14 protein-coding genes are annotated in these 16,926 nt (G+C 60.3%); 10 read left to right on the top strand and 4 right to left on the bottom strand.

Going from position 1 to position 16,926, the window contains the following annotated elements; translation table 11 throughout:
* The first annotated feature begins 43 nt into the window (after nucleotides 1-43).
* On the top strand, nucleotides 44-619 hold the full coding sequence (locus ACFSQR_RS09385; protein ID WP_377729481.1) for a hypothetical protein: 576 nt from the start codon (nucleotides 44-46) through the stop codon (nucleotides 617-619).
* Between the two features lie 251 nt (nucleotides 620-870).
* Here ACFSQR_RS09385 and ACFSQR_RS09380 read toward each other — a convergent pair whose 3' ends face one another.
* Genes ACFSQR_RS09380 through ACFSQR_RS09370 form a run of 3 tightly spaced genes read right to left on the bottom strand, consistent with a single transcriptional unit; the run spans nucleotide 871 to nucleotide 7,002 of the window.
* Nucleotides 871-3,687: a DEAD/DEAH box helicase gene (locus ACFSQR_RS09380; protein WP_377729480.1), complete on the bottom strand. Its 2,817-nt coding sequence runs from the start codon at nucleotides 3,685-3,687 to the stop codon at nucleotides 871-873.
* Nucleotides 3,680-5,620, bottom strand: a complete 1,941-nt coding sequence (locus tag ACFSQR_RS09375; protein WP_377729479.1) for a phospholipase D family protein — start codon at nucleotides 5,618-5,620, stop codon at nucleotides 3,680-3,682. The genes ACFSQR_RS09380 and ACFSQR_RS09375 overlap by 8 nt, the downstream gene beginning before the upstream one ends.
* Nucleotides 5,617-7,002 (bottom strand): hypothetical protein, encoded by a 1,386-nt coding sequence (locus ACFSQR_RS09370; protein WP_377729478.1) that lies wholly within the window; start codon nucleotides 7,000-7,002, stop codon nucleotides 5,617-5,619. The genes ACFSQR_RS09375 and ACFSQR_RS09370 overlap by 4 nt, the downstream gene beginning before the upstream one ends.
* 1,221 nt (nucleotides 7,003-8,223) lie before the next feature.
* Between ACFSQR_RS09370 and ACFSQR_RS09365 the strand changes: the two genes are divergently transcribed.
* Together ACFSQR_RS09365 and ACFSQR_RS09360 are read left to right on the top strand one after the other, a co-directional pair.
* The gene (locus tag ACFSQR_RS09365) at nucleotides 8,224-8,862 is read left to right on the top strand and encodes a hypothetical protein (RefSeq protein WP_377729477.1); all 639 of its coding nucleotides are present in this window, start codon (nucleotides 8,224-8,226) and stop codon (nucleotides 8,860-8,862) included.
* A 31-nt stretch (nucleotides 8,863-8,893) separates the two neighbouring features.
* The gene (locus tag ACFSQR_RS09360; protein ID WP_377729476.1) at nucleotides 8,894-9,595 is read left to right on the top strand and encodes a hypothetical protein; all 702 of its coding nucleotides are present in this window, start codon (nucleotides 8,894-8,896) and stop codon (nucleotides 9,593-9,595) included.
* A 223-nt stretch (nucleotides 9,596-9,818) separates the two neighbouring features.
* On the opposite strand, the gene ACFSQR_RS09355 is transcribed toward ACFSQR_RS09360, so the two are convergent.
* Complete coding sequence (locus ACFSQR_RS09355; RefSeq protein WP_377729956.1) at nucleotides 9,819-11,942, bottom strand: copper-transporting P-type ATPase; 2,124 nt, start codon at nucleotides 11,940-11,942, stop codon at nucleotides 9,819-9,821.
* Nucleotides 11,943-12,300: 358 nt separating this feature from the next.
* Between ACFSQR_RS09355 and ACFSQR_RS09350 the strand changes: the two genes are divergently transcribed.
* The 7 genes from ACFSQR_RS09350 (at nucleotide 12,301) to ACFSQR_RS09320 (ending at nucleotide 16,900) form a co-directional block, all read left to right on the top strand.
* Nucleotides 12,301-13,347, top strand: coding sequence for an ABC transporter substrate-binding protein (locus tag ACFSQR_RS09350; protein WP_377729475.1), 1,047 nt, complete (start codon nucleotides 12,301-12,303; stop codon nucleotides 13,345-13,347).
* Complete coding sequence (locus ACFSQR_RS09345) at nucleotides 13,344-13,931, top strand: SCO family protein (protein WP_377729474.1); 588 nt, start codon at nucleotides 13,344-13,346, stop codon at nucleotides 13,929-13,931. The genes ACFSQR_RS09350 and ACFSQR_RS09345 overlap by 4 nt, the downstream gene beginning before the upstream one ends.
* A gap of 101 nt (nucleotides 13,932-14,032) precedes the next feature.
* Nucleotides 14,033-14,392 (top strand): hypothetical protein, encoded by a 360-nt coding sequence (locus ACFSQR_RS09340; RefSeq protein ID WP_377729473.1) that lies wholly within the window; start codon nucleotides 14,033-14,035, stop codon nucleotides 14,390-14,392.
* A complete protein-coding gene (locus ACFSQR_RS09335; RefSeq protein WP_377729471.1) occupies nucleotides 14,389-15,147 on the top strand; it encodes an ABC transporter permease in 759 nt (252 codons plus the stop codon). The genes ACFSQR_RS09340 and ACFSQR_RS09335 overlap by 4 nt, the downstream gene beginning before the upstream one ends.
* The gene (locus ACFSQR_RS09330) at nucleotides 15,137-15,865 is read left to right on the top strand and encodes an ABC transporter ATP-binding protein (protein ID WP_377729469.1); all 729 of its coding nucleotides are present in this window, start codon (nucleotides 15,137-15,139) and stop codon (nucleotides 15,863-15,865) included. Before ACFSQR_RS09335 ends, ACFSQR_RS09330 begins: the two co-directional genes overlap by 11 nt.
* A 31-nt stretch (nucleotides 15,866-15,896) precedes the next feature.
* Nucleotides 15,897-16,427, top strand: a complete 531-nt coding sequence (locus ACFSQR_RS09325) for a DinB family protein (RefSeq protein WP_377729467.1) — start codon at nucleotides 15,897-15,899, stop codon at nucleotides 16,425-16,427.
* Nucleotides 16,428-16,522: 95 nt separating this feature from the next.
* Nucleotides 16,523-16,900: a VOC family protein gene (locus ACFSQR_RS09320; RefSeq protein WP_377729466.1), complete on the top strand. Its 378-nt coding sequence runs from the start codon at nucleotides 16,523-16,525 to the stop codon at nucleotides 16,898-16,900.
* Nucleotides 16,901-16,926 lie beyond the last annotated feature (26 nt).

Raw genomic sequence — 16,926 nt, 5'->3', positions numbered from 1 at the left:
TCGCCTTTTTTCGTCGGGCAGTTCAGCTTTATAAGGAAGTTATATGTTACGGACAGTCGTGGCGGGAACGGTTGTACTGTGTGGAATCGGGTTGTCGATTTTGCAGCTAATTCAGCATCACTGGATTAGCGCGGCAGTTTACGTCGTAGCCGGAGCGTTAACCGGCATCCTTATTGCCCTAGGTGGTTCATCGCATGCCAGATACCCGGCAATTGTCACTGGCTTCACTTTCGTCGGCGCGCTGGGCCTAGTTGCCGTTTTTGGCGAGAATCGACTATTTCAAACTGGGCGAACGGAGGTTTTGGCGGAAGGTGTCGAGGTCTTCGCCCGCCTTCACCCGTTACAATGCCAACTAGCGTCGTCTCGTGTCCGCTATCTTCAGGAAGCTGGCGTGAAGGCTTGTGCAATGCAGGGTACTCACGATCAGTTGGATGCTGTGCAAGCATTAAATCGCGCACACATGATTCCACCCGTGTTGGCGGTCCCCGACGGCTTGTTTCAAGCATTACAGAAGGACAAGCCGGATCCATGCATAGACCTACTTCTTGAAGTTCAGAAAGCTTGTCCTGGAGTATTCCCCATCAACCTCGGCACCAAACTAGCCGCAATTCGCCGCTAACTTAACCTTGCCGTCCGTGTGAGGTCGTAGTGCTCTTGCCAAGTCACCGGTTCCTCACGCCCCGTCCTTGCGAAGCGGACGGATATCTACATGAACTCCAGCTTTGTTTTGGTAATCGCTTTCCCCATGAGCAGGTCTGCAGCAGGATCGGCGAGGAAAGATCTGCAAGCCTTGAAATGACAGCGTTCGGGTGCCATGTCGAGGTTGACTTACCCCGCGCCGGGCCTCGATCTCTGGACGTCTGAAATCTTTTACAAGGAGCCCGGGTAATCCCGTGTCGGAACATCGCCGCTTTCGAACACGGCAGGGTAGGGATCATCGAGCGAAGATTCCGTGACCGGCCGGCGCAGGAATTCCTGCCAGCCCGGCCGCATCAGATGCACATGCTTGTCAAAATCCCCGTGAACGCACCTGTCTATCTGCTCTTCGACGGCGTGCTTGCGCTCCATAAACGAGCCGACCTGATCCTCGTCAAAGGAGTTTTTCAGGTAAGGGTAGTTGATGTCGAGAGAAGCCGTTCCGGTGCCTGCATGTTGTTCCCGGAGCAGCTGGCTCACCTTACCGAACAGCCGATCGATTCGCCCGACGCGCTGCTCATTGTCGCCCGGCGTCCAGGCGATGCCGTAGTGATGCACTTTGCGACATTGCAGATGCAGGTTGATACCTTCTTGGAACACAGAAGTGGCTACCAGCGTGTTGGGGTAGAACGGGCTGTTAAAGCCGAGGATCAGGTGGTGCCGATGACTGGATTCCCCACTCGCATGCGACGCGGGATTGGACAAGGTGGTAAGCGTACGCCATCCCTTTCTCCAGTCGTTGGCCTTGTGTTTCACGATCTTGCTGCACAGCTGTTCAAAGGTGTCCAGCGCCGCAGCGAAATACTTCAGCAGTAATGAGCAGGCGATCCGTTTCCGTACCCAGGCTACGAAATCCTGATAGCGCTGCTGCACGTTGTTATGCTGTTTACTGGCAGGTAGCGTGCGCTGAAAGCGGGTATGCCAACAGTAAAGTTCCACGATGACGGGGCTGGCGAATAGGAAGCCGGCCTGGATATAGTTGCTGAAATTCTCTGCGATCGCCGGCTGGCTTTCAGCCCAGCGGCGCAGCGTTGCTTGCTGCGCGTCGTTCAGGTGCGGGAAGACCAGTGACCACAGCGTCTCGATCTCGACTTGGTCATCGTAGCTTTGCGTCACCGCATCGGCAGGATGCAACGCTTCGCGTTCCTTTTCGCTGATCAGCCCGTGCGTCGACAGGCGCCGGGCCCGCGCCGCTTTCGTGTAATCGGGGCGTGGCTTGTCGCCATGACGTACCGTGTAGTATTCTGTATAGCCACCGGCAAGATAGTCGGAAGCGGGTTCCATGAACATCGCGTGGATGCTGCTCGACCTGCGCAGCGATAAACTGAAGCGGGAGCAGTCCGTAGGTGGCGGTGGTGTTGTCTTGTCCTTGACCTTTTTTGTTACGAACAGGTCGGTGATCTTCGAGCCCAGGTACGAGTCTTGAGCATGATCGATAGCCTCCGAACCGCCCCCATCGTCATCGCCATCGCCGCCCATATCCGCGTCGAGATCGCCCAGGCCGGCCTTGTTGTCACCGACCAGTTCGTTGAACCCGTCGCGTGACCAGTGGTGCTTGCTGCCCCAGTGCAGTACGCGTGGATCATTCGCGTCCAGGTCCCATGCTGCACAGAGCTGCTGCGCAAACAGCCGGTCGTAACGCTCATTCACACGTTTGGTCAGCTCCCGCACGGACGGGATGCGACGCACGAAGACGAGGTGCTTGTCCTCATGCAGCGGGCGACCGGCGTCTGCCGCGAACAGTCCATCGGGCGCACACTGCTCAACCATTCCGCCGTATTTGGGATGGTCTGGCGCACAGCCGAAGATCGCGCGATATTCCCGGCTCATATCGCGTAGCAGCTGGGTATCTCGCGCCACTAAAAAGTCTTCCGACCGTTCGTGATCGGACGGTTCGGCATTCCCGTTTGTGTTCGTTTGGGCGTGTTCGTCCGGACCTGATGACTCGAATCCCTCGAGAAAACCGTAGAGTACGCGGCGCCCTTCACTGAGCACCCCGAGTTCGTGAATGAGCTTGCGCTGGTACATGGCAAAAAACGCCTCCGCTTGGGGGCGGTTCGAGAAGTCGCAGGCGGTAGCGATTTCGCGGCGATATTGGTGCTTGGTGTATCCGGCGTCAGTGCCGGCCATGATGCGGAAGCGCCGCACCGCATACTTTTGCATCAGCTTTTCGGCTGGCGGCTGGTGCTCCGGTTCTCCCAGGTCCGTGAAATAGCCAAGGATGTTGGAGACGTCGCCGAGATGGGTATGGCTTGGCGTGGCAGTGAGTACCAGCGTGCGCTGCCCGATGCGGCTGTACGTGTGCCCGAAAAAGGCTTCTGCCGCGGCCGCGCGCTGCGAACCGCCGTATTTGTTACGGAAATAGTGTGCTTCATCGACGATCACCAGGTCGAAACCGGCGCCATCGAGCGCAGTCAGGATGCGCCGGTGCACGCGTGCGGCTGCCCGGGAGGCGGCTCCGGTCTTGTCCTTCTCATTGGCGTCGCCAACGAGTCCACTGAGCGAGTGAATAGTCGTAACATACAGCTGAGGAGGGCGCTGCTGTTCCGCGCGCGTTTCGATCGCCTCGGCCAGCCCTTCGAGCTGGTAATGCACGCCCACACGCGGTACCGCTTCGCCGTTTTTGCGGCATTTAACGCGATCGTCGGCGTGGCGGTAGTGTCGTTCGACAAAGGTTTCGAACTCGATCAGCCAGTGGTCGCAGATGTTGCGGTTCGGCGCCATCACGAGTATTTTCGCGTCCGGCTTCATGCGCCACAGAAGCGTAGCAACCCCAAGTGCCTGGAAGGTCTTGCCCATTCCGACTTCGTCCGCAAGCAAAGCCACGCGGTGCGTCGACAACAGGTTCCACAAGCGTGCAACCCCCTCGACCTGACGCGAGGCAATGCTCGGCGCTGCGCCGGCAACGTAGTTCCAGTCCGCGTCGCTGTCGTCGAAGTTGATAGCCTTCGATACCTGGTCGGGCCTCAGTCCGCCCCATTGCTTACTCATACTCGCACTGCTCCCTGAGCAGGTTCAGGTAATCTTTGTGCACACCGGCGGGTGGCGGTGGCAGCGGCAGCTCGGTGCTGAGTTTGCGCCAGCGCGACACAGGAACCGGCGTATAGTCGCCCTCGCGTTCGGACAGGCCGCGGATTAACCGGCGGCGCAGCGCTTGGGCAAATTCGCACAGCGAGCGCACTTCATTCGCGAGGAACCAGTTGAATACTTCGCGCCCTGGATAACCAATTTGCTCCCGCATCTTGTCGACCAGCTCCAGCAGGCAACCCGGCAACGCAAAGACATGGCTGTCCAGTTCCTTGAGGGTATGTAGCCCGGACAGCTTCTGGCGGTACACATGCATTGCATGAAACAGCCTGAAGTAACTGATGTCACCCTGGTTGCGCGGGTCGGCGTCGGGCGGCGCATCCAGATCGGCAGGCGGATTGTCGGGCGGGGCCGGCGGGTCTTCTTCGACAGGCGCGCGAAGTGGCAGGTCGGGGAGGGCCTTTGTGTCCTCGTCCTGAACGAAGGCTTCCAGAAGATCCTGCAGCGACTCGAACGCCTGCGCACGGCGCGAGTGTACATGCTTTTCCTTCAGCAGCTCCTTGTGGATTTCCTGATCGCCGCGATACACGATGCAGATGCGGTCGCGCAGCAGAGCGCGATCGTCGACTTCCAGCTCGCCGGGCTGCTGGGGTTGGTGGTCACTGTTCCATTCCAGCGGCACCCGTTCGGTCACGCCAGGAAGGCGCACCGAGAATCCGCCCCGTTGCCCATTCCCCAGCCATTTCCCCTCGAAGCTGTACCCTTGTCCGAGCCAGTCGAAGGTAACGTGCAGGTCGAAAGGCGGCAACGGCTTCACCTCGAGGCTTTCCTCGTCCAGTTGGGCGGGCGAAGCGAAATCGTTGGCGCCGGGGCTGAGTTTGCGGCCGCAGGCTTCCCACATGTCGTGCCTGTCTTCGATGATGAATCCGGCCTCCACATTGTTGTCCAGGCCCCGAGTGCCATCGGCGTCGCGCATGCAGTTGGAACCCGGACCCGTGAAGTTCCATGATCCGATCGCGAGCCGGCCCTGGAGCTTCCACAATTTGGCGTGGCACAGCTCGGTATTTGGATGGCGTGGGGCCGGGTTTTCGTAGACCGTCAGGCGCCCGGTGGCCAGCATCCGCCCCAGGTCTTCATTCCACTCCGTGCGCAGGTATTGCCCCTTGAGCCGGTCGGGTACCAGGTGGATCTCGAGATCCTCGATTCCGGCGGCAGCCTTCAGGTTCCCGATGAAACCCACAAGGTCGCGTGGCAGGTAGGGTGACCAGACTACCAGGTCGCTTCCGTCCGCATCGGCAAGCAGTTGTTCCGCGAACGATTGATCCTGGTAACTGTGGACGAAGTGCCAGTTGTCGGTCTTTTCCTCGAATCGCGGACGCTCCTTCAACGTGCACTCGATGTCTGCGGCAAGGCAAAGCTGCGTGAAGAATTTACGAATCTCGCGGTAGTTCTTGAAGGTGTTGATATCCAAAAACGTGAATGCTTCAAGGTTGCGCCCCCAGCCGCTCACGGTCAGGTTCGCGCTGCCCGTGCCGATGACACGCTTGCCTTCATTGTCTTCCAGGTAGATGACCTTCGCATGGAACAGGCTGGTATCGGAAAACACGTTTGCCGTGCGCGCCGGCCGCACCCCGTGGACCGGAATGCAGGTCCGTTTCACCCGGCTGGTTTCGAGGAAGCGAGGGTCGCAGAACACTCGAAAGTCGATGTCCGCATCGATCAGCGCCTGCTGCAGCTGTTCGTACTCGAGTCCGTTGCGCGGCACGTTCGCACCGATCGTAACGGGGAGAACGTAGGTCTCGATGAATTCGATGTCGGCATTAAAGCTGGTGAACCAGGCGTGACGGAGCGTGCCCATGCGGCTCACCTGTTTCTGCAGTTCGGTGAGGAGCTTCATTCCATGGCTCCCTTCATGCCGCTCACGAAGTTTTTGAACTGCGGCAGGTAGTACTGGTTATACCAGGCACCCGGTGGCCAGTCTGCCGGGGCGGGTCGCGGCAAGGTGCGCGCGCTAACCTTGATCGTGCCGTTGGCGTCGACCGACAGCCACGGCTGCTGGCGACGCACCTGCATGACCCACTTGTGGTACTCCGACAGCAGGCGGATCTGCTGGTCGAGGTCTTTTGCGCTCGCCACACGCTGCAACTGCATGAGGCGTTGTGCGGCTGCACTCCCTTTCACCGCAGGGAGGCGGGCATGCTCCGACACGTTCAGTGCGAGTTGCTCCAATCGAGTCTCGTCGCGCCCGAATCGCTGCCAGTGAGCCGCAACGTCCGCGACGGTGTGCGTCCTCTCCGCCGCCATCAGGTTGAACAGGAGGGCGCAGTCGGAAAGGAACGGTTCCAGCTGCGAGATTTCCTGCAGCTTGGCTTGGTCGGTGGGATGCAGCGTCTGCTCGAGGGCCTGCTCCAGCAATTCCCGCGCATCGAGCTCGTCATCCTGGTCCGCTTCCAGCACCTGTAGCAGCGAGCCGGCGGCGCCACTGTCCAGCCCGGTCTGCGCCAGCCAAAAGCTGCGTGCGTAGGCGCCCACTACGGCCGGCGATGCGAACGCGCCGCTATACGCTTTCGACAGGTCGACCGGAACCTCGTCCGAAAAACTGAGCCTGGCCCGGTGGCTGCGCGTGGTCACGCATTCCCTAAGGAAGGGATAGACCTCGAGCGCGAGCTTGGCGAGCAGCTTGTTCTCGCGGCCGGTGATGAATTGTTCGGCGGCAGCCCAGCGTTGGTGCGACAACGGCTTGTTGTAGTTGTAGCTGCTGTCGAAGAAGCCGATCTCCATCAGCGGCGTCTTGTAGCGGCCGCTCACGCCCAGGCCGAGCTGACGGACCAAGATGTGTCCGTCGGGCTCATGGGTGAGCCTGAGCGTCGGCTTGCCACTATCCTTTTCCCAGCTCCGGCGAGCCTTGGATATGCCAAGGATCCCGCCAGGCGACACCTCGCCCGTATTCTCGTGGCGAAGTATGGAATACACGAACAGGTTTTCGAGCAGGATCAGGCAGGCCTGCTTGAAATGCAGCGTGTCCTTGCCGTGGTACTTGTTTTTCAACGATTTGCTGAGCAGGACCGAATCATCGTTAACTAGTTTCCTGATGAGGTAGTGGTGGAACAGATTCAGCGTGTAATTGCGCACATCGTTCGAGATCGAATTGATCCTGTTGCTGAAAACCTGACGGCCGAAGGCGGACCAGATGATCAGCGTGCCGATCGGATCGATATAGGAGTCGCCAGATAGGTTTTCATCGAATTCGGTGAGATATCGATTCAGGAATGAGCTCATCAATACCCCTTAATCGGTCACTGCGGCGTACGCACGGGGTGGGAGAAGTACGGCAAGGTGGAGGCGGGCGAGCGCGCCACTGATGACGGTATCTTGGTTCCGGACATTTCCGCTTGCTTACTCTTGATTGTGATAAGGAAATAGTACCCGAAAGTAGTCATGCAGGTGTCTTCTGACCGACTGACTTTCACCCGATGCGGCGGTATCCGAGCCTTTCTGCGACAGGCGTGCGCGGCCCAGCGCCTCGTAGGTAATGGTTCGAAGCTTCTTTAGGATTCATTATGGAGTTTCCGTAACTCGCTGCGCATCGCCTGCGCTACCCCGTCATAAGTAACAGGCATAGGCATCATGACATCTGGGCCGCGAAGAGATGACTGCGCCAATTTGATCTCTGCGATTCCTCCGTCTGCCCGCTCAGTAATCCTAATCAGTCGACTCGATGGATTAACACGCTTGCGTTCCCAATAATAGGCTACGCCATTTTCCAGCTCAGCCCGGGATAGCTTCCCTGCGAACTCACGTTCAAGATATCGGTAAAGGTTTCGCGCATCCATGCTGTCCCCGTTCATTTGGTCAGTTGACATGGTACCACCGGGGGGCATCGGGCCTTATCGGCTGGCTTTATCGGCACCGAGATACCGGATTCGCAGGCCTGAACCTGCATTCCAGGTGTCGGGCGGGTCCAATTTTCTCACCTGCAGTTGAAATAGTGGTGAAGGCGACAGACCGGCAAGCTGAAAAGCATATGCGGCGGAGAACGGCAATGCTAGCGCTCGAACATTTGCCAATCTTGACTTTTTACTAACGTCCTGCTCCTCAGCCATTCCCGGCCGCCTGCGTTCAACGCCGCCGTGATGACGACAGTAGGACGGCTGTAAACCGTGGCCTACGTAGCCCGGCCGTCAGCGGCATTTGACGGAAAGCTTTCGGTTTCGATCGGCCAATGATATTTGCGCTTGAGGGCACGGATGATCGCCGCAAGTGTGACCCGTCCGCGCATCAGTTCCGCCCCCGGTTCTGATCTGCGTCGGAAAGCAGGACGGTGAGCACCGCGCTGCGGGCAGTCATCGGGCCGGGGAAGATGGGAGATCATTTTTGCATCGCGCAATTGTAGCGGACACTCAGCAGCCCGAAACGTACGTTCGAATATCCGGTCGGTGTATTGCTGCCAGTAGATTCTAGTTGTATATTGCTTCTTCGAAAGATAATAATGCGAGACGCATGGATCCCATCTATTTCGCCGGTGTAAGTTGCGTCTTGATCGCTCTGACGTCGCTTGGTGTTCATACGATTTCAGTTCGAAAGATCAAGCGGCAGGCGTCGGTTGATGAGCAGCGCATCCGGGAGCTGGAGCTAAGCCTCCACACGAATCAACGGAATTTTCTGGCCGAGAAAAATGCGCTTGAGTCGGAACACTATGCGGCGCTATCGGCAGAGCGAGAGAAACTGTCGCTTGCACGTATTGAACACAACAGTGTCTTGCAACAGGAGCGGGACAGAGCGGCTCTTGCAGCTCGCGAGCAAGCCCGAAGAGACTTTGAGTTGCAAGCATCGTTGTTTTCCATTTCTGTGCGCCCGTATGTTCGAATCGTCAAAGATGAGGGCTACTTTAACGCGACTTTTGACATAGAGACGGGTTACCAGTATCAGCTTATGGTGAACGGGGTTCCGGCGTTTCAGCCACACCACATCCCGGAATCGAAAGAAACTGCAAAGAAGTTCAATGAGGACAATTTGAATATGTTGATCCAGCGTGCGACTGACGCGGCAGAGCGTGCGGTTGCGCTAATTGGCGGGAAGGCGCCAGCTAACATCAACATTGCTCAGGCATTAGTCGAGCGAATTTCGGGCAAGGCATAATCGCCTCGTAGATACAGAGTGTGGAGATGAGATGGCACTGTTTACCACCGATCTAAGGGGCGAACTGGACCAGGTCAAAGACTTGGTTGGGGAGATCGTCGACGAACAGCTCAGTCCGATGATCAGCGACGCTATCCAACTAGCGGGCCGTCAATTTTCGGCGTCTGTGCGCGATGCTAGTGAGCAGTTGCAATCCAACGTTAAGCTCATTTCGGACGAACTTCACCAACAGCGGAGCGTAACGAAAGAAGACATCACATCATTAATTGATTACGCTGCTTTGAAGATTGCTGCAACAGTAGACGAACGTCTGCGAGTCGCGCGTCGCGAAGCTTCCGAGTTGGTGATCGAGAAAATCGAGCGGTTTAAGGTCGAACTGGAAGACGCGGCTGTCCGAAGTCGCAAGACTTTATACCTGAACGTATGCATCTCGATTGCCGCAGCGATGACCATGGCTGCGATCGGTATCATCTATCGAAAGATCAACCTTCACGAACTCGACGTATTTTCGGTGTTCAGAGTGGTTCTTCTTTCGACGGGAGCTGGAACGGGTCTTTTCGCGCTCTTGAAGATTTTTGCGTCCTGGCGCGGACAGAACGCAAACAAGAAGAACGCGACCACCGTCATGTTGAGCTACGTCGGTGCATTGCGGCCCAATGGGGCGGCGGGACTGCTCTGCCTATCCGCATTACTTGCTACCGGCTGGGCGCTACTGACATTCTATTTTCCCTAGGCTGGTCGGGTGACTCTCTAGTGGAAATGTTCTTTATCGAGTTCTACCGATAATCCGTTAGCTATTTTTGATGTAGAAATCAGGGATGTTGTTGAGGTTCAACAGTTCATGAGCTTGATTGGCAGAGGGCACGGATGATCGACCAGACGAACTGTTGCGCGACCGGGCTCAGCGCCACGATCGGCCACATCGGAAGGCCAGGGAGCGAAGCTCAACTTGTGGTCTATCCGTGCGCGTCTCTGTTTCGCAGCCGCAGCGCGTTTGCGATCACGGATACTGAACTGAGGCTCATCGCAAGCGCCGCAATCATTGGCGACAACAGTTGCCCCGTCACCGGATAGAGCAACCCAGCCGCCAGTGGTATCCCGAGCGCGTTATAGATAAAGGCGAACCCGAGGTTCTGCCGCATATTCCGGACAGTCTCCTCCGACAAGGTGCGCGCCCGCGCAATCGCGCGCAGATCGCCCTTCACCAGCGTCACGTGCGCGCTGTTGATCGCCACGTCGGTACCCGTGCCCATGGCGATGCCGACGTTCGACTTGGCCAGGGCAGGCGCATCGTTGATGCCGTCACCGGCCATGGCAACCATCTTTCCCTGCGCTTGCAGGCGCTCGACGAGGACCAGTTTGTCCTGCGGCTTTACCTCGCCATGTACTTTGTCGATGCCGAGCCGCCTGGCCACCGACCGCGCCGTCGTGACGCCATCGCCGGTGGCCATGACGACGGCCAGGCCCGCTTCCCTGAGCACGTGCAGCGCTTCCTGCGTGGTGCTCTTGACCGGATCGGATACCGCAAGCAGGCCCGCAAGCCGGCCGTCCACCGCCAGGTACATCACGCTGGCGCCTTCACCGCGCAGCGCTTCGGCCTCCTGCGCCAGCGCTTTCCAATCGATGCCTTCCTGTTCCATGAGCGTGGTATTCCCGAGCGCGATGCGATGCCCCGCAACCGTCCCGCGCACGCCGATCCCGCTGGCTGACTCGAATGTCTCCGGCTTGTCCAGCACGATGCCGCGCTCGCGCGCCTCTGCCACAATCGCATGCGCCAGCGGATGCTCGCTTCCCTGGTCGATGCTCGCTGCTATCTGCAGCACGTCCTCTTCGGTAAAGCCCTCCGCCGCGCGCACGCTGTCGAAAGCAGGCTTTCCTTCGGTGAGGGTGCCGGTCTTGTCGACGATGAGCGTGTCGATCTTGCGCATCGCTTCGATCGCTGCGGCATCGCGGAACAGGATGCCCTGCGTGGCCGCGCGGCCAGTGGCGGCCATGATCGACATCGGCGTCGCCAGTCCAAGGGCGCAAGGGCAGGCAATGATCAGCACCGCCACCGCGTTGACGAAGCCATACACCCAGCTCGGCTCCGGCCCGAAGATCCCCCAGCCAAACAGCGTCAGGACCGCAATGACCACGACGATGACGACGAAGTAGCCTGCCACCACGTCCGCCAGCCGCTGCATCGGCGCGCGCGAGCGCTGCGCGTTGGCGACCATCTGCACGATCTGGGCAAGCATGGTCTGCGACCCCACCTTCTCGGCGCGCATCACCAGGCTTCCGCTCGTGTTGATGGCCGCGCCGACGATCTTGTCGCCGGCGCGCTTGGTCACCGGCACGGGTTCGCCGGTCAGCATGGATTCGTCGATGGCGCTCTCGCCCTCGAGCACTTCGCCGTCGACGGGGACCTTTTCACCTGGACGAACCCGCAGCGTGTCGCCGATGTGGACGTGGGACAGCGGGATGTCTTCCTCCGTCCCGTCGTCCCGGATGCGCCGGGCGGTCTTGGGCGCCAGCCCAAGCAGCGACTTGATCGCGGCGGAGGTTTGCGAGCGCGCGCGCAGTTCGAGGATCTGGCCCAGGAGCGTCAGCGAGATGATGACGGCAGCCGCTTCGTAGTACACGCCGACACGGCCGTGCATCTGGAATGTGGGCGGGAACAGGTCGGGCGCGATCGTCGCCACCAGGCTGTATCCATACGCCGCGCCGGTTCCGGTGCCGATCAGCGTCCACATGTTCGGGCTGCGCCGCGCGATCGATTGGGCCCAGCGCACGAAGAACGGCCAACCCGCATACAGGATGACCGGTGTGCTCAGCGCCAGTTCGATCCAGCTCTGCGCAGCCAGGCCCTCCGGGAAGATCCGGTGGCCGACCATCGCAAGCACGGTGACGATGACGGTCAGCGGCAGCGTCCACCAGAAGCGGCGGCGAAAGTCGGCCAGTTCCGGATTCTCTTCGTCCTCAAGCGACGGCATCACCGGTTCGAGCGTCATGCCGCACTTGGGGCAGTTGCCAGGCTTGGGTTCGCGGATCTCCGGATGCATCGGGCAGGTGTAGATCGTGCCCTCAGGTGCCTCCGCCATCGCGGCCACGCCTTGCACGTCCGCCGCCGGCGCGGGCTCGCTGCCGTGGGCTGGGTGCGCATGGTGATGATGATGGCCGTGGTGGCCGGCTTCGGTATGCTCGTTTGGCGGCATGGTCACTCCTTCGTCACGATGACCTGCCCGGCCATTCCTGCTTCAAGGTGGCCAGACAGCAGGCACGCTACATCGACTGTCCTCGTTGAACTTCCACAGCAGTTCTTTGGACTGCTTTGGTTGAGTATGAATTCGTGGTTAGAGCATAAACCTTCCAACAGCGGCAAGGTCAAGTCAGGCTCGCATTTACTACATGCAAGAAGGCCAATGATACAATCGCCGCAGCTCTTTCCCGTGGCGTTTCATGTCTTTGCTCCTTCAGCCTCCATCCGCGCACTTCCACCATCGCCGCAGCCTCCTGCGCACTGCGCTGGCGGCTCCGCTGGTCCCGTTGCTGGGCGCGTGCGATACGCCCGAACGGAAGGATGAACTGGTGATCGGCGGCTTGCCCGTCACCTGCAACCTCACCCTCCCGATTGCATGCTCCGCCAAGTCGGCCTCGCTGGCCAAGGGGCAGGGCGCACCCACCGCATTCCGCTATGCCAAATACGGTGGCTGGCCGGAGCTGAAAGAGTCGCTGATGGCCGGCCGCGTGCAGGCCGCGTACATGCTGGCGCCGCTCGTAATGGACCTCACCAACGCCAGTATCCCGCTCAAGGTCGTCTCGCTGGGCCATCGCTCGGGCGCGGTGATCATGGTGCGCACCGATTCGCCGTTCAGGCGCTTCGCGGACCTGCGCGGCAAGCGCGTCGCGATACCGAGCCGCTTTGCGGTCGACTACATCTTCCTGCGCAAGATGCTCGCGCGCGAGGGCATGACGCCGGACGACCTCACCATCTACGAGATGGCGCCGCCCGAGATGCCGGCCGCGTTGTATGCGGACGCAGTGGACGCCTACTGCACCGGCGAGCCGTTTGGCTCCGCGGCACAGCGCGCAGGCTACGCGCGGCCGCTGTCGATGACGCGCGACGAGTGGCCCAACTACATCTGCTGCGTGCTCACCGTGCGCCAGGACCTGATCGACCAGCGCCGCGAAGTGGTGCAGGACCTCGTCAACCATATCCAGTCGGCCGGCGACTGGCTCGATGCCAGCCCGGCAAACCGCACCAAGGCTGCCAACATCGCAGCGTCGCGCCAGTTCTTCAATCAGGATCCCAAGGTGCTGCAGTTCGTGATGGAGAATCCGGCCGACCGCGTCACGTATGGCGACCTGCGCATGCTGCCCGCGGAATTCGACGAGCTGATGCACTTGTCGCTGCAGGCAAAGACACTCAAGCGTCCCGCGCTGTTTGAACAATATGCGGACGAGAGCTTCGTCAAGGCTGTCTCCCCGGTTCCCATTCAACTATGATGCTGCGCCACTTCGCTCCATTCCTGTTTGCCCTTGCGGTTGGCACGGCTGCCGCCGCGGATACCTCGCGCATGAAGGCCGGCGTTTTCGATCCTCCGCGCGCTGCGCCGCCCATCTCCATGCGCGCCGTGGATGGCACTCAGTTTTCGCTGGATCGCCACCGCGGCAAGGTGGTCGTGCTGGTGTTCGGCTACACGGCGTGCGGCGACGTGTGCCCGGTCACGGCGGGCATGCTGGCGCAGGCGCGCAGGAAGCTGGGAGACCGCGCGGACAAGCTGCAGGTGGTATTCGTCAGCGTGGACCCGGAGCGGGATACGCCGCAAGCGCTCAGGGAGTACCTGGCCAATTTCGACAAGAGCTTCATCGGGATCACCGGGACGGAGCAGCAGATGGCGGCGATTCGCAATGCGTACGGGATCCAGGCCAAGAGCCATCCGCTGGGCGCGGGGAAGAACGATTATGTGATCAGTCACTCGACCTTCCTGTACCTGATCGATCCGCAGGGGAAGCTTAGGGCGCTGATGCCGTTCGGGCATTCGCCGGCGGATATCGTGCATGACTTTGAGATCCTGATGGGGCGGTAATGGGACTGGCTAAGTCTTGGGGTGGAAGAAGACCTTTGTGGATGCGGTGCGCGCTCGTCGTGGCAGGACTGCTTTTGCTTGCGGCGGCCGCCGGGGCGTTCATGCCTGTCCAGGTGGATACGCGCGAGGAGCTGTTCGAGATTCCCGAAGGGACGTGGGCGCGGCGCATGGCCGGCGATAAGGTCGATATCCTTCCGTCCACCATTCGCCTGACGCTGGGCGTGAACGATGTCCTGCGGCTGCGGAACCGCGATACGGTGCCGCAGATGTTCGGACCGGTGCTCATCATGCCGGGCCAGGACTTCAAGCTGCCATTCGAAGTGGCGGCGGAGACGCAGTTCGACTGCACCGCGCACAGCACCGGGCAAATGCTGGTCATCGTCGATCCCGAACCCACACCCGGCTGGCCGCGCCTGTCATGGCGCGCGCGCTCCGCACTCCGCTCACTGCTTCCGGCATGAATAAACTGAAGAACATCCTGTATCCGTCGGCGGTCATGGTTGGCCTGCTTGCATTGTGGTGGATCGTCGTCGAACAGACGCAGAGCCTGATCTTTCCAACGCCGCTCGAAGTCTTTACCGGCATGCTCCAGCTGGCGCAGGACGGCAGCCTGTGGAAGCATATCGGCGCATCGCTGCTGCGCGTGGCCACGGGCTTCATCATGGCCGTGCTGATCGGCGTGCCGATGGGCTTGTGGATGGGCAGGGTGGAGGGCGTGTACCGCACGCTCAATCCGCTGTTCCAGATACTGCGCCCGATCTCGCCGATCGCGTGGATTCCACTGACCATCCTGTGGTTCGGGGTGGGGAACACGTCGCCCGTCTTCCTGATCTTCCTCGCGTCCGTGTTCCCTCTCATCGTGCAAACCTCCGCGGGCGTGCACACGATCGAGCAGCGCTACCTGCGCGCCGCCGAAAACTTCGGCGTCTCGCGTGCGGTGCTGCTGCGGCAGGTGATCTTCCCGGCCGTGCTGCCGGAGATCCTGGTCGGCATGCGCGTCGGCCTGGGCGTGGCGTGGCTGGTGGTGGTAGCGGCGGAGATGATCGCGCCGGTGTCCGGCCTGGGCTACCTCATCATCGATTCGCGCAACGCGGGCAGCCGCTACGACCTCGTGATTGGCGTGATGATCATCATCGGTTTGATCGGCCTGTTGCTCGATACCGGCATGCGCCGCCTCGAGCGTCTCAAATCTATCAGGTGGCGCTATGGACGCTAAGATCGTCATCGACGGACTCAAAAAAGACTATAACGGCCTGCCGGTCGTCGATGGCGTCTCGCTGTCGATCGCGGACGGCGAGTTCGTCGCCATCGTCGGCCCGTCCGGCTGCGGCAAGTCCACGCTGATGAAGATGATCGCCGGCTTCGTGCAGCCCGACAGCGGCTCGGTCGCGCTGGACGGCGAACGCATCACGCGGCCGACCAAAAAGGCCATCGTCATCTCGCAGCACGGCTCCGTCTTCCCGTGGCTCACCGTGCAGGAGAACCTGATGTTCGGCCTTGCGGGCGACAACCAGGCGGACAAGGCGGCGCTGGCCGATCACTATGCGGAGATGGTGGGACTGAAAGGCTTCGAGAAGAGCTATCCGCACGAGCTGTCGGGCGGCATGCTCAAGCGCGCGGAAATCGCGCGGGCGCTGGTGGTCAAGCCCGAGGTGCTGTACATGGACGAACCGTTCTCCGCGCTCGATGCGCTGATGAACCTGCGCATGCGCAACGAGCTGCTGCGCGTGCTGGAGGAAGAGCGCCATACGGTGGTGCTGATCACGCACGATGTCGAGGAAGCGCTGCACCTGGCAGACCGCATCATGGTGCTGTCGCCGCGCCCGACGCGCATCCAGGCCGAGTTCATCGTCAACGAGCCGCACCCGCGCAAGGTGTCGAGCCCCGCGATGCAGCAGATGAAGGAAGCCATCCTCGCCCAGCTCGGCCTGTAACCGAATCCTAAACATACAAGCCCGGAAAAAAATGCCGACTCGCGAAGATGTCCTCCTGTTTGCATCGTATAACGCATCAATGAATACGAAGCTGTACGCAGCCGCCGCAGGGTTGCCAAAGGAAGCGCTGACCGCAGACCGCGGAGCGTTCTTCGGATCAGTCATCGGCACGTTGAATCATATCGTCGCCGGTGACACCATCTGGCTGCGCCGCTTCATGGCGCATCCGTCCGATTTTCGTGCACTGAAGGCGATGGCAGATATTGCGGCTCCGACGGGCCTCGCTCATATTTATAGTGATGACCTGGACGCGCTCCTGATCCATCGGACTCGGCTGGACTCGATCATCAGCGCCCTGGCGGCAGAGTTATCGGATTCGGATCTGGCACAGCCGCTCTCGTATAGAAACTCCCGTGGCGATCAGCGCAGGAACTTCGGCGCGCTGCTCCTCCACTTTTTCAATCATCACACGCACCACCGTGGACAGGTGAGTACGCTGCTGTCCCAATCGGGAGTCGACATCGGCGTCACCGATCTGCTTGATTGGATACCCGTGCAGTGACGCACGGCGACGGCTAGCGTGTGCCACCGAACGGTCGCTGGCCCCGCCGGGATTTACCCTCTTCTGTGTCAGTAACGACAACCCAGGGAGTAGCCATGCTAGCCGACAAGGAAGCGATCGCCATGATCGCAGTGAAGGACATCAACGCTGCCGCTGAGTTCTACGAAGGCACGCTCGGACTGGTCAAGCTGTCGACGGAAGGCGACGAGGTGATCACTTACCGGAGCGGCTCATCCAAAATCAATGTGTACCATTCCGAATTTGCCGGCACCAACAAGGCCACCTGCGTGATGTGGGACGTGGGCGACGAGATCGACTCGATTGCGGCCCGGTTGAAGGCGCGCGGCGTGCGCTTCGAGCATTACGACCTGCCCGGGCTCACCGTGGAGGGCGACCTGCACGTCGGCGGCGGCATGAAGGTCGCCTGGTTCAAGGACATCGACGGGAATATCCTCAGCATCGTCAGCGGATGATCTGCTGGCACGATGGCGCCCGGACG

Source organism: Pseudoduganella sp. GCM10020061 (genome assembly GCF_042683405.1).
In the GTDB taxonomy this organism is placed as follows: domain Bacteria; phylum Pseudomonadota; class Gammaproteobacteria; order Burkholderiales; family Burkholderiaceae_D; genus Telluria.
The sequence above is the reverse complement of the archived record's forward strand: the minus strand, read 5'-3'. Positions and strand labels throughout refer to the sequence as shown.